Origin of the sequence: Bordetella sp. 15P40C-2 (genome assembly GCF_009763235.1) — a bacterium.
Lineage (GTDB): Bacteria > Pseudomonadota > Gammaproteobacteria > Burkholderiales > Burkholderiaceae_B > Bordetella_A.
The window spans coordinates 11,771-25,094 of record NZ_WSJA01000057.1; the positions used below are offsets into that span (position 1 = coordinate 11,771).

General features: G+C 62.9%; 11 protein-coding genes. 5 read left to right on the top strand and 6 right to left on the bottom strand.

What is annotated here, in order from left to right; genetic code table 11:
• Position 1 precedes the first annotated feature (1 nt).
• Both GOQ25_RS18345 and GOQ25_RS18350 read left to right on the top strand, forming a co-directional pair.
• Positions 2–1,345: a cytochrome ubiquinol oxidase subunit I gene (locus GOQ25_RS18345; RefSeq protein ID WP_160351919.1), complete on the top strand. Its 1,344-nt coding sequence runs from the start codon at positions 2–4 to the stop codon at positions 1,343–1,345.
• Positions 1,342–2,370, top strand: a complete 1,029-nt coding sequence (locus GOQ25_RS18350) for a cytochrome d ubiquinol oxidase subunit II (RefSeq protein ID WP_160351920.1) — start codon at positions 1,342–1,344, stop codon at positions 2,368–2,370. The genes GOQ25_RS18345 and GOQ25_RS18350 overlap by 4 nt, the downstream gene beginning before the upstream one ends.
• Positions 2,371–2,426: 56 nt before the next feature.
• Here the strand turns inward: GOQ25_RS18350 and GOQ25_RS18355 are convergent, their stop codons facing one another.
• Both GOQ25_RS18355 and GOQ25_RS18360 read right to left on the bottom strand, forming a co-directional pair.
• The gene (locus GOQ25_RS18355) at positions 2,427–3,842 is read right to left on the bottom strand and encodes an ATP-binding protein (protein ID WP_160351921.1); all 1,416 of its coding nucleotides are present in this window, start codon (positions 3,840–3,842) and stop codon (positions 2,427–2,429) included.
• A 13-nt stretch (positions 3,843–3,855) separates the two neighbouring features.
• Entirely contained in the window at positions 3,856–4,557 is a 702-nt protein-coding gene (locus GOQ25_RS18360; protein ID WP_160351922.1) for a response regulator, read from the bottom strand.
• 378 nt (positions 4,558–4,935) lie between these two features.
• Here GOQ25_RS18360 and GOQ25_RS18365 point away from each other — a divergent pair, with 378 nt between their 5' ends.
• Both GOQ25_RS18365 and recQ read left to right on the top strand, forming a co-directional pair.
• Positions 4,936–6,342 carry a fimbrial protein gene (locus tag GOQ25_RS18365; RefSeq protein ID WP_370519992.1) on the top strand — a complete coding sequence of 469 codons (1,407 nt, stop codon included), beginning with the start codon at positions 4,936–4,938 and terminating at the stop codon, positions 6,340–6,342.
• Between the two features lie 80 nt (positions 6,343–6,422).
• Positions 6,423–8,237: a DNA helicase RecQ gene (gene recQ, locus GOQ25_RS18370; protein ID WP_160351923.1), complete on the top strand. Its 1,815-nt coding sequence runs from the start codon at positions 6,423–6,425 to the stop codon at positions 8,235–8,237.
• Between the two features lie 12 nt (positions 8,238–8,249).
• Here the strand turns inward: recQ and ruvB are convergent, their stop codons facing one another.
• Positions 8,250–9,311: a Holliday junction branch migration DNA helicase RuvB gene (ruvB, locus tag GOQ25_RS18375; RefSeq protein WP_160351924.1), complete on the bottom strand. Its 1,062-nt coding sequence runs from the start codon at positions 9,309–9,311 to the stop codon at positions 8,250–8,252.
• 133 nt (positions 9,312–9,444) lie between these two features.
• Between ruvB and GOQ25_RS18380 the strand changes: the two genes are divergently transcribed.
• Positions 9,445–10,410: a threo-3-hydroxy-L-aspartate ammonia-lyase gene (locus GOQ25_RS18380; protein WP_160351925.1), complete on the top strand. Its 966-nt coding sequence runs from the start codon at positions 9,445–9,447 to the stop codon at positions 10,408–10,410.
• Here the strand turns inward: GOQ25_RS18380 and ruvA are convergent, their stop codons facing one another.
• From ruvA to purH, 3 genes are all read right to left on the bottom strand, one after another.
• The gene (ruvA, locus tag GOQ25_RS18385; RefSeq protein WP_160351926.1) at positions 10,411–10,983 is read right to left on the bottom strand and encodes a Holliday junction branch migration protein RuvA; all 573 of its coding nucleotides are present in this window, start codon (positions 10,981–10,983) and stop codon (positions 10,411–10,413) included.
• Positions 10,984–11,151: 168 nt separating this feature from the next.
• A complete protein-coding gene (gene ruvC, locus GOQ25_RS18390; protein ID WP_160351927.1) occupies positions 11,152–11,706 on the bottom strand; it encodes a crossover junction endodeoxyribonuclease RuvC in 555 nt (184 codons plus the stop codon).
• A complete protein-coding gene (gene purH / locus GOQ25_RS18395; RefSeq protein WP_160351928.1) occupies positions 11,706–13,295 on the bottom strand; it encodes a bifunctional phosphoribosylaminoimidazolecarboxamide formyltransferase/IMP cyclohydrolase in 1,590 nt (529 codons plus the stop codon). The genes ruvC and purH overlap by 1 nt, the downstream gene beginning before the upstream one ends.
• Positions 13,296–13,324 lie beyond the last annotated feature (29 nt).

Below are 13,324 nucleotides of genomic sequence, written 5' to 3' on the forward strand. Positions count from 1 at the left end.
CATGGATATTGTCCCCTTATTGCTGGCCCGCATTCAGTTTACGGCCAGCCTGAGCTTCCTCGCGCTGTTCCTGGCGCTGGCGTTCGCGCTGGCGTGGTTTCTGCTGTTTTTCAAGCTGCGCGCGCACGCGACCGGTGCGCCGGGATGGACGGCCGCGTATCGGTTCTGGGTGCGTTTTTTCGCGCTCGCGTTCGTGTTGGCGTTTGCGTCGGCCTTGCCCGTGCTCATCCAGCTGGGCAGCTTGTGGCCCGGGCTGATGGAGAAAATCGGTAATGTCGCCGCGCCACTGCTCAGTTTTGGCGTGCTGTCGGTCTTTATCCTGAAATCCTGCTTTCTGGGCGTGATGCTGTTCGGCCAACGGCGCGTATCCAACACCGCACACACGTTCGCCGTCTTCATGGTGGCGGTGGGGCAGTCGGCGGCGCTATTTTGGATGTTGGTGCTGCAGTCTTGGGTGCAGACGCCGGCCGGCGCGACGCTGATCGATGCGCGTTATCGGGTGCTGGACTGGGGCGCCATCATCATCAATCCCTCCTTGCCGTGGAATCTCAGCCTCATGGTGCTGTGGTCCGCTTTGGCTGCAGCGTTCCTGATGTTGGGCATCACCGCGCTGCAGGCGCTGCGCCGCCCGTTGCAGGACGGCGAACGCTGCACGTTCAAAACTGCGCTGGTCGTGGCGATGGTGGCCTCCACCTTGCAATTTCCCGCCTTGGATGGCGCGGCAAAGGTGATGGCCGAGCATCAGCCGGCCAAGGCGGCCGCGGCCGCCGGCTTCTGGCATAGCGGATCGGAGCCGAGTTGGTCGCTGATCGGCATCCCCGATAGCAGCGCGAAGAAACAGCACTACGACTGGCCTGTTTATGCATTCGGCGCCGCATGGCTCGGGCACGATGACAAGAGCGGTTATCTGGGCCTCGATAAATTTTCCGGCATGCGTCCGCCAGTCGGACTCACGTTCTGGTCGCTGCGCGTCATGCTGCTGCTGGGCGCCTTGATGTGGCTTGTTTCCTGGTGGTGCGGTTTGCGAACCTTGCGGCGGCACTTGGATCCCGGGGTGCTCTCGCCACGATCGTTACGCCTGCTGGTTGGCATGCTGTATTCAGGCGGACTGGTCGTGCTGTGCGGCGGCATCTTTTCCATGGTCGGCATGCAGCCGTATGCGGTCAATGGCGCCATCACGCAGTCTGAAATCCTGGGCACGACCAGCACCACCAAGTTGGCGCTGGGCCTGGTGGGCTACGGTGTGCTCTATGCGGTGTTGATCGCCGCGTTTAACGGCATGCTGTTTCATGCCGCGCGCTATGGCGTGGTGCCTGTGCGCAAACCCGGAGGTCAGTCGTCATGATCGAGATGCTTGCCGCCTCGTTGGGCGTGAGCGCCAACGATCCGACATTCTGGATTCCGCTGGTGTTTATTTGCATGCTGTTTTTGCTGATCCTGGGTGGGGTCCTGCTCGACGGCTTCGATATCGGCGTGGGTATTCTTTTGCCGCTGGCGCCAACGGAAGACCGCGGCCGGTTGATGAGTCTGTTGAGCCCCTGGCGCGATGCCAACGAATTTTGGCCTCTATTGGGCATCGGGCTTTTCGCGGCGGCGTTTCCGCTGGCCTGGGGCGTGATCTTCGGCAAACTCTACGGACCCTTGGCGCTGCTGGCGATGGGCATGGTGCTGCGTAGTGTCGCGTTCGAATTTCGTATCCGCGCGCGCGATGAACTCAAACCGCGCTGGGTCTTCGCGTTCTGGCTGGGTTCGGTCGCTACCGCATTCGGCCAAGGATTGATACTGGGGCGCATCGCAACCGGCTATCAAACCGAGGCAGGCTATGGTTGGTTCACCGTGGTCATGGGCTTGTGCGTCATCGCTGCCTATGTGCTGCTGGGCGCGGCATGGCTGGTAATGCGGGTTGATGGCGATCTGCAGCGCCGGGCGGCGGCGTGGGGCCGTCATGCGATACGGTGGACGGCGGTCGGCATGGTGGCCGCTTCGGTCATGTTGGGCCTTGCCAATGCCGGTATCTTTTATAAATGGAGCAACCCGACGGGCTTTGCCGTCGTGGCGGCCGTCTGGGCCATCATGCTGCTTTGCTTCTCGGGCTTGGAGATGCGATTGGCGCGCCTGCCGCAAGCAGAGCCTTCCCAACATTGGGTGCCCTTCGCGCTGTGCCTTTTGCTGTACTGGCTGATGCTGGCGGGGCTGGCCTATAGCCTGTTTCCCTATCTGATTCTGGACGATATGACGATCTGGGATGGCACCGCCGCCGTGGAATCGATGCGCTTGGTGCTAGCCGCCGCCGTAGTGGGATTGCCAGTCGTTTTAGTGTTTAACCTGTGGGCCTACCGGTCGGTATTCGGCAAGGCCAAGCGCGGCTAAACGTGGCGTTGTGACGCGCCTGGCCGAGATGGCAAGGCGCGCCGCGTGTCACAGTATCAACCCTGTAGCGGGAATGTGATCCGCACCAACAGTCCGCCGCTGGCGGCCTCCGCTAGCGTCAGCGTGCCGCCGTGTGCGCGCGCGATCGCTTCGGCCAACGCCAACCCCAGTCCCACGTTTCCGGTGCGCGTGCGTGCATCGTCGAGGCGCGCGAATGGCCGTAAGGCTTCCGCTCGCCGCTCGGGCGCAATGCCAGGCCCGTGATCGGCCACATCCAGCACCGCGTATTGGCCTTCGTTACGCAGACTGATGTCGATGGGTGCGGCGCCATGATGCAAGGCGTTGCCGATAAGATTGTCCAGCAAGCGCCCCAGTGCCACCGCGTCGGCTTGAATGTTCATGGGCTCGTCCGGCATGTCCAGCGTGATGGCGGTGCCGGTGCTGGTCCATCCCGCCACATGATCGGCCAACCAATCGGGCAAGGCCAGCGGCGCATAACGATAGGCCGTCGGATCCGTGCCGCGTACGAAGCCGATGAACTGATCGACCATGCGCTGCATATCCTGGAGGTCTTTGCGCAATCCCTCTTTCAGGGCGGGATCGTCGGCCATCTCGACCCGTAGCCACATGCGCGACAACGGGCCTTTCAGATCGTGGGGCAAGCCAGATAGCAAGGTGCGGCGCACCGAATCCGATTCCGCCAGGGCGTCGAGCATGGCGTTAAAACGCTCGCCCAGCGCGCGTGTTTCCTGTGGCCCGGAGGGATCGACGCGCTGCGGCTGACCGGCAGCCAACTGATCGGCGGCATGCGCCAGCCGCGTCAATGGACGCGTGATGTGCCAGGAAAAACCGGCTGCCAACAACAAAATAAAGCCCAGCCCACCCAGCCAGACGGCGATCATCGGCGTACTGAACGACGGATCCAGCCGTTCCAGTGGAATCACCAGCCATTCACGCAAACGTGGGGCGTCTTCGCTGTCCGGGTTACGCGCCAATGAGATGAAAATTTCCGGCTCCGGTCCGTGCGACAGGGCAACGCGCGTGCCGTCGTTCAAGCGGGCATTCAGTTCCCGGATCGGGCCACGCAACTCCCGCCGTAGCGGGTCGTTCGAGGCATGCGCATCGGCTCGTCCATCGCCGGGTGGGCGCCCGGACGGTCCTGGGGGCGGGCGATAAGGGCGCTGCAGCTGGGCATCCGGAGGCAATGTGCGCGACCATAGCCGCCACTGATTCTGTGACGCATTGCGGACAAATTCCGCGCGGTCTTCCGCCGGGACTTGCGACAAAGAGGCGCGCAACGTGCGTATGGTCGTGGCGATATAACCGATAGCCACTTCATCGAAAAACTTGTCGCGGTAGTACGAAACCGTCGCCAGCGTGGCCGCCTGCGTCAGCAACACCGCGCCCAGCACGAGCAAAAACAGCCGCGCATGTAGCGAGCGCGGCAAGAGGAATTGAGCAAGGCGGCGCATGCGAGAGAACCGTTCAGGGCGCGAATCGATAGCCGATTCCCCAGACCGTTTGGATCCAGCGAGGCTGCTTCGGGTCTTCCTCGATCGCGCGGCGCAGTCGCAGGATGGCGATGTCGATGGCGCGGTCATTGCGCTCGCCGCTGTCGTCGTCGCGCGCCAGCGCCAGCAGGCGCTCGCGCGACAGCGGTTTGCCCGCATTGCGCACCAGTGCTTCGAGCAGATTGATTTCCCCACCGGTCAGCTTGACCACTTCGCCGTCGCGCAGCAACTGACGCAACGCCGGGTCGAACGTAAACGGGCCAAACGTGACGGGCGCATCCTTGGTCAAGGCCGACGGTCCGCGCTTGCGGCGCAGCACCGCCTCGATGCGGGCCAGTAACTCGCGCGGATCGAACGGTTTGCCCACGTAATCGTCTGCGCCGGCTTCCAGCCCGATGATCCGGTCCACGGCTTCATCGCGCGCGGTCAGCAGGATGACGGGTATGTCTTCACCCTGTTCGCGCAGACGGCGGCAGGCATCGGCGCCATCGCCGCCTGGGAGCATGCGGTCGAGCACCAGCAAATCGGGGGAATAACGGGCGATGCGGGCAGCAAGGTCGCTGGCATCGGGCGCCAGCAAGGTGTCGTAACCGTGGCGATTCAGATAATCGGCGAGCAGTTGTCGCAACGCGGGGTCGTCATCGACGACCAGCAGCTTGGTATGAGGCGTGTCCATGTCGCCATAGTGGCCGGGGAACCGGCAACGGGCAAGGGGGTCGAAACGAATTGAAATATAGCGCGAATACCGCGCGGGGTCCGGGCCGCAATCGCGCAGCTGGGCAACGGTGTCCGAGGTGCGTCAATCCCCGAGGATTAAAATACCGGTTCTCGACTTTGCGTTGCTCTGGCCAATCTATCGGTATGCTGGTTGCTGCGTAGGAGCGCGCATCGATATTCTGTGTGGGTTAGATTAGGATTTCACCGGCGCGCCGGCCAGGGGCCGTTTTGCCGCTGTTATGCTTTACCAATGTCTGGGTTTCGGGTTTTTGCGTGGTCGGAGGCAATAAATTCGCCCGTGCGATGTGGCGCGCGGCGCGCGCTATCGCTGTGGACCGTGCTGGCAATCGCGTCGTGTGCGCCGCTGAAGGTGTTGGGGGCATCCGCTTTCGAAAATGTACAGCGCGCCCAGCGGGCTCAGGCTGGTGCCACGTCGTCATACCGCGCCGTCATCGAACGTGCCGCCCAGGAAGGCATCGGCGTGCTGTCGCCGACCCAATCAATGCCCGTGGAGCCGCTGGCCGAGGTGCCCTATCAGGAGCTTTCACTCGACCCCTTGCCCTTCGATCCCCTGCCTTGCGATATGCGGCCCTCGGAGGGGCTTACCGACGCTTCAGTACTGACTGATGGACAATCGCCAAGCGACAATCAAACACCGCCCAAGAGCGCTGGCAACGGAGACAGCGAACTGAGTAGCGTGAGTGCTCTCGAAAGCGGTTCCACGACGCCACAGGAGCCCGACGGCACGCAGGTCGCGGACGCTCAGCCAGCCCCGCTGCCGGTTGAATGCGCACACGTATTCCCGGATGTCTCGCCCACCCCGCCGCAGACGTACAGCTTCGGTCTGGAGACCAGCGATGCGGGCCTGCATGAGCCCGTGGTCATCGTGACCCAAACCCGGTCGACGACGCATGCATGGTTTTCCACAGTTGGCTCGCAATATGGCTTTTCCTATAACGGCGGCGGCTGGACCTATCGCGACACCGTGGGGCCCACGGTAGCCCTGGGCAACCTGACGGCCAACGCGCCCGTCTGGGGCAGCACCGCGCCGATTGGCGGCCTGCAGTTGTCATCGGGCTGGAATGCCCAGTCCGAGGTGCTATCCCAAGGTGACCTCGCGTTTTCCTCGTCGGTCGGCCGCTTGAACTACACCGACACCTCTGCCTCGGCCGGGGCCATCGACTATGGCGCTACGGCCGGCAGCGGCTCATTCCGGTATGGCCTGACGCCCGCGCTCACCGTCGAAAGTCAGGTGCAAACCGCCCCGGATATGGCTACTCGCGGCCTGGGCACCACCTATGCCGCAGGCGACATCGGAACGTTCCGGTTGGGCGTGACGCGCAGTGAATTCGATCAGTCCGACGCCTGGCGTTATCGCTTGGGCTACAGCGTGAATCTGTCTGAATCTATCAGCCTTGCCGTGACCAACGAGCAGATTGATGCCGGCTTTGGCGATCTGTCGGTGTATCGCAATGGCGCCGCGGCCTCGCCCACCATGCGAAACACCATCGCCGCAGGCGTGCCGTTGCGCGGCGGGACGCTCACCGGGACCTACACCGGCACCCGGGAAAGCGGCATCGCCGTGGAACAGCGCTTCGGGTTGGAACACAGCCGTTTCGTCGCGCCGGGCGTCCGTTTGGCCTTGGGCGCGGACCGTGACGTGGTCACGGGTGATTACGAGATGCGCGCCGGAATCACGATGCCGGTGGACACCTTTATGCGCGGACGCTGGTTGCACTGGTAGCGGGACGTTTTTGCGCACCCTAAACCCCGCCGATATCAATGCGGCTTAAAATCCCCGCATGACGTTTTCTGCCCACCCCCATGTCTGACCCGCGCGCCCAGGAAGTCCTGCAGCGCGTTTTCGGTTACGAATCCTTCCGCGGCGACCAGCAGGCCATCGTCGATCATGTGATCAGCGGTGGGGACGCGCTCGTGCTCATGCCCACGGGCGGCGGCAAATCGCTGTGCTATCAGGTGCCGGCGCTGGTGCGCGAAGGCACGGGCATCGTGGTGTCCCCGCTGATCGCCTTGATGCAGGACCAGGTCGATGCGCTGACCGAACTGGGCGTGCGCGCGGCGTTTCTCAATTCCACCCAAGACTGGCGCGTCGCGCGCGAGGTCGAGCAGGCCTTTATCAATGGCGAGCTCGATCTGCTGTACGTGGCGCCCGAGCGCCTGTTGACCGATCGCTGTCTGCAGTTGCTGGAACGTGGTCGTATTGCTTTGTTCGCGATCGACGAAGCGCACTGTGTGTCGCAATGGGGGCATGATTTCCGTCCGGAATACCTGGGCCTGTCGATGTTGCACGAGCGCTGGCCCGATGTGCCGCGCATTGCGTTGACGGCCACGGCGACAGCGGCCACTCGGGTCGAGATTGCCCAGCGCCTGGCGCTGGATCAGGCCGAACACTTCGTTGCCAGCTTCGACCGGCCGAATATCCGCTATCGCATCGTTGAAAAAAACGAAGTACGGCGGCAGTTGCTCGATTTGATCCAGAACGAGCACGAGGGCGATTCGGGCGTGGTGTATTGCCTCTCGCGCGCCCGCGTGGAAGAAACGGCGGACTTTCTCTGTCAGCATGGCATCAACGCCTTGCCGTATCACGCCGGGCTTAGCACCACGGTGCGTGCCGACAATCAGTCGCGGTTCCTGCGCGAAGACGGGGTCGTGATGGTGGCCACGATTGCTTTTGGCATGGGGATCGACAAACCCGATGTGCGTTTCGTCGCGCACATCGATCTACCCAAGTCGGTCGAAGGCTATTACCAGGAAACAGGGCGTGCCGGGCGCGACGGCTTGCCGGCGACTGCCTGGCTGGCCTACGGTTTATCGGACGTTGTGCAACAGCGCCGCATGATCGACGAGTCGCAGGGTGATGACGCTTATCGTCGCCGCCTGGGGCAGCAGCTCGACGCGATGCTCGGCTTGTGCGAGACGGTCGAATGCCGCCGCGTGCGCTTGCTGGCTTATTTTGGTCAGACCATCAGCGCCTGCGGCAACTGCGATGTCTGTCTCGACCCGCCGCAAGCTTGGGACGGCACGGTCGCCGCGCAAAAAGTGTTGTCGGCCGTTTATCGTCTTTGGAAAGAACGCGGCCAGCGTTATGGCGCGGGGCACATCATCGACATCCTGCGCGGCAAAAGCACCGACCGCACGCGTCAGCACGATCACGAGTCGCTCAGCGTGTTCGGCGTCGGCGCCGATCTGTCGGAAAACGCGTGGCGGGGAGTGTTACGCCAACTGCTGGCGCAAGGCCTGCTTGCCGTGGACCACGAAGGCTACGGCACGCTCGCCCTGACCGAAGGCAGTCGCGCGATTTTAAAAGGCGAGCGCCAGCTGATGCTGCGCCGCGAACCGGAACGCAAAGCGCGCGGCTCCAAATCCACGGGACGCACCCGCGCCCCGGTCATCGATCTGCCGCCCGAGGCCATGCCCTTGTTCAATGCGTTGCGTAACTGGCGCGGCGAGGTGGCAAAGAATAACGGCGTGCCGGCTTATGTGATTTTTCACGACGCGACGTTGCGAGAAATCGCCTTGGCGCGGCCGTCATCGATGGACGAGCTCGGGCATATCAGCGGTGTCGGCGTGCGCAAGCTCGAAGCCTACGGCAACGATATCTTGCGCCTCGTGGAATAAGCGGCTGCTTCCTTACTTGCTAAACAAATCCGCGCTCTGTGACGGCGGCGTCAGGCCCAGATGCCGCCAGGTCGTCAAGGTCGCCGTACGGCCACGGGGCGTGCGCTGCAGATACCCATGCTGAATCAGATACGGCTCGATCACGTCTTCAATCGTGTCGCGTTCCTCGCCAATCGCGGCGGCCAGACTATCCACGCCAACCGGGCCACCGTCGAATTTATGCACGATGGCTTCGAGTAGCTTGCGGTCCATCAGATCCAGACCCTGCGGGTCGACTTCCAGCATCGCCAACGCCCGCCCTGCGGAATCCGCATCGATCACGCCCTGGGCCTTCACCTCGGCATAGTCGCGCACGCGGCGTAGCAGTCGGTTCGCAATCCGCGGCGTGCCACGCGCCCGGCGCGCGACCTCGGCGGCGCCATCCGGTGTGATCTCGGCATTGAGCAGCCCCGCACTACGCGTGACAATGCGCGTCAAATCGTCGGCGTTATAAAACTCCAAGCGCGAGACAATCCCGAATCGGTCTCGCAATGGATTCGTCAGCATGCCCGCGCGCGTGGTTGCGCCCACCAGCGTGAACGGTTGCAGATCCAGCTTCACGCTACGCGCGGCGGGACCCTCGCCGATCAAAATATCGATCTGAAAATCTTCCAGCGCCGGATACAGAATTTCCTCGACCACGGGCGAGAGTCGATGAATCTCGTCGATGAACAACACATCGTTTTTTTCCAGATTCGTCAACAATGCCGCCAGATCACCCGGCCGCTCCAATACCGGCCCCGAGGTCTGTCGTAACTGCACCCCCATCTCATGCGCGATGATGTGCGCGAGCGTCGTCTTGCCCAGCCCCGGTGGGCCGAACAGCAGCACATGATCCAAAGCCTCGCCACGCTTGCGCGCTGCGGAAATAAAGATCTCCAGCTGTTCGCGCGCGCGCTGCTGACCGACATACTCTTGCAGCGCCTTGGGGCGCAACGCGCGTTCGATCGATTCCTCGTTGGGCGAAACCGGTTGTGGCGTCACCAAGCGGGGGGCGGAGGGCAGGGAAGAGAGCGAGTCAGACTGGATGGCCATAATTCAGAATATGCGGGCTGTCGCGGCGCAAACGGTCAAAATCAAAAACCGCGCCAGCGACTGGACATCGTACACCACGCGGCCGAACTGCAGATATCATGGCAAGTTGCGTTAACTGCTCCCAGGAAGCCTCATGTCAGCCGTACTGCCTACTTACGAAGACGTCGTCCGCGCCAGCGAAATCCTCAATGGCGTTGCCCATCGCACGCCGGTGCTGACTTCCACCACCGCCAACGCGCGCACCGGTGCCGAGATCTTCTTTAAATGCGAGAACTTCCAGCGTATGGGCGCGTTCAAGTTCCGGGGCGGCTACCACTCGATCGCCCGCCTGACGCCAGAACAGCGCGCCGCGGGCGTGGTCACGTTTTCCTCGGGTAACCATGCCCAGGCTATCGCGCTAGGCGCGCGGGAACTGGGCGTGCGCGCCACCATCATCATGCCGCTGGACGCCCCTGCCGCTAAACGCGCGGCAACCGAAGGCTATGGCGGTCACGTGGTGACCTATGACCGCTACACTGAAGACCGCGAAGCCGTCGCGCGCCGCATTCAAGAGGAAACCGGCGCGACGCTGATCCCGCCTTACGATCATGCCGACGTCATCGCCGGGCAGGGCACGGCGGCCAAGGAATTGTTCGAAGAAGTCGGCGAGCTCGATCTGTTGTTCGTTTGTCTTGGCGGCGGTGGCTTGTTGGCCGGTTCCACGCTGGCCGCTCAGGTGCTAAGCCCCAACTGCGAAGTCTATGGCGTAGAGCCCCAGGCCGGTAACGACGGCCAGCAATCGTTGCGCAAGGGCGAAATCGTCCGCATTCCCGCGCCCAAATCGCTGGCCGACGGTGCCGTGACGACGCACTTGGGCAATTTGACCTTCGCCATCATCAAAGCCGGTGTCAAAGACATCGTCACCGTCCCCGACGAGCAGCTCGTCAACACGATGAGGTTCTTTGCCGAACGCATGAAAATGGTGGTGGAACCGACAGGTTGCCTGGCTTCGGCCGCCGCGCTCGATCAGGTCGTGCCGGTGCAAGGCAAGCGCGTGGGCGTGATCATCAGTGGCGGCAACGTGGATCTGGCCGCCTACGCCAAGCTGCTGGCTGCTTAATCAACGCACCAGGGATTTAAGCGCCAGCCGGATACCATCCGACACGCTGGTGCCTTCGGGCAGGGCTTTCAGCGCAGTGCGCGATTCCTTGTCCGAATAACCCAGGGCCAACAGCGCATTCAGAATGTCGGATTGCGCATCGGGCACCGGTTGAACCGTCGTGCCCAGATCGGCGCCGAGCTTGCCGCGCATTTCCAGCAGCAGCCGTTCGGCGGTTTTTTTGCCAATACCTGGCACTCGCGTCAACCTGCCGGATTCCTGCAGGGTAATGGCCTGGGCCAGTTCGCTGACCGACAGACCCGACAACACCGACAGTGCCGTCCGCGCGCCGATGCCACTGACCTTGATCAGCTCGCGAAACGCACTGCGCTCATTCGCGCTGGCAAACCCGTAAAGAATATGCGCGTCTTCCCGCACCGTCAGATGCGTGTACAGGGTCACGCGCGAACCCAGCTCCGGCAATCCATACAAGGTGCTCATCGGAACTTCGATGTCGTAACCCACGCCGTTGACGTCAACACACAGGGTGGGCGGTTGTTTCTCGATCAAGGTTCCAGTAATGCGTCCGATCATGGTGCGAAAGCCAGCAAACAAAAAATAGGAAACGTGCGCAATGTCGCACGGCTTGCGGTCATTCTACGCGGGATCATCCACCGGATTACGTCAGGCTCGCCGACATATCGTGCGGCGTGAGCGGTTGCGGCTTACGCAACCGTTACGCCCGTACCAACTTACCGGTCATCAGCCAACGACCCGTCCGGCACGCACGCGCGCACGGCCACTGCCAACCATGATCGCCGCTTCGGACAGGTTGCTCATTCGCGCTTGCAACGGCCCCACGTGCGCATGGCAAATCGCGCAGGCCAGCGCATCGGCAGAGTCAGGCGCGGGCGTGCCATCCAACGACAACAATCGCTGCACCATCATCTGCACTTGTTCTTTTGCCGCGCGGCCGGTGCCGACCACGGCTTTCTTGATTTGCAGCGCCGTATATTCATGCACCGCCAACTGGCTATCGGCCAGCGCGCACAGCGCCGCGCCACGCGCCTGTCCCAGCAATAGTGTGGATTGCGGGTTGGTATTCAAAAACACGATTTCCAACGCCGCCACGTCAGGCTGCGTCTCGCGCGCCACCTGACGCAGATTGTCCAGTATGACTTTCAAGCGTTCCGGCAGCGACAGCGCCGGCGGCACCACGATGGTGCCGCTCGCGACATAACGCAGCCGCATACCCTCGACATCGATCACACCGAAACCGGTGCGCCGCAGGCCGGGATCAATGCCGAGGACGCGCATCAGTGACGGAAATGACGCGTGCCGGTCAGAACCATGGCGATGCCATGTTCATCGGCGGCGGCAATCACTTCGTCATCGCGCACGCTGCCGCCCGGCTGGATCACGCAAGTCGCGCCAGCGGCGACCACCACATCCAAACCATCGCGGAACGGGAAGAACGCATCCGACGCCACGGCCGAGCCTTGCAGCGACAGACCGGCGTTTTCTGCCTTGATCGAGGCAATGCGCGCGGAATCGACACGGCTCATCTGACCCGCGCCCACGCCCAGCGTCATCCCGCATCCCACGAACACGATGGCGTTGGACTTGACGTACTTGGCGACCTTCCAGGCGAATGCCAGGTCGTTCATTTCCTGCTCGGTGGGCTGACGCTTGGTCACCACCTTCAACGCGTCGCGCGGCACTTGGAAAGCATCCGGCGTCTGAACGAGCCAGCCACCGCCCACACGCTTGATGTCGAACTCGTTCTGGCCGGCGCCCATGGGCACTTCCAGCACACGCACGTTCTTCTTGGCGGCCAACACGGCCAGCGCCGCGCCGTCGTACGCGGGCGCCAACAGGACTTCCAGGAACTGGCTGCTGACGGCTTCCGCGGTGGCCGCATCGACCGGGCGGTTGAACGCGATGATGCCGCCGAAGGCCGAGGTCGGGTCGGTCTTGAACGCCTGTTGATAGGCATGCAGCGTGTCTTGCGCGATGGCCACGCCGCAAGGATTGGCGTGCTTGACGATCACGCAAGCCGGCGCGTCGAAACTGCGCACGCATTCCCACGCCGCATCCGCGTCGGCGATGTTGTTGTAGGACAGCTCTTTGCCCTGCAGCTGACGATAGTTGCCCAGCAGACCGGCGGGTCGCTTGGCGTCCACATAGAAGGCCGCTTTCTGATGCGGGTTCTCGCCATAGCGCAGTTCCTGCACCTGCTGCACTTGCACCGTCAGCGTGCGCGGGAAATCGGCACGGGCGGGCGTGGCTTCCTGGACAGGCGCGGGCTCGGTCAGGCTGGTCAGGTACGCGGCGATCGCGCCGTCATACGAGGCGGTGTGCGCATAGGTCTTCGCGGCCAGCTCCAGGCGCAGCGCGTAGGAGGTGCTACCGGTCTGATCGATTTCCTGCAGCACGCGCGAATAGTCGGCCGGGTCGATCACGACCGTGACGCCGCCGGCGTCCGTGCCGTGGTTCTTGGCAGCCGCGCGCAGCATCGCCGGGCCACCGATGTCGATGTTTTCCACGGCATCGGCAAACGTGCAATCCGGCTTCGCAATGGTTTCGCGGAACGGATACAGGTTGACCACCAGCATGTCGATGCGGTCGATGCCATGCTCGGCAATGGTGTCCAGATGTTCGGCGCTGTCACGGCGCGCCAGCAGGCCGCCGTGGATCTTCGGGTGCAGCGTCTTGACGCGTCCATCGAGGATCTCCGGCGAACCCGTGTGGGCGGCGACTTCGGTGACGGTCAGGCCGGAGTCGGCCAGCAGGCGAGCCGTACCCCCGGTCGAGAGCAGACGGACACCGCGCGCGGCCAGCGCGCGGGCAAATTCAACGATGCCGGTCTTGTCGGACACCGAGAGCAGGGCAGTTTCGATTTTCATGTTGACGGTTGATAACGAGGAAAGCGTTC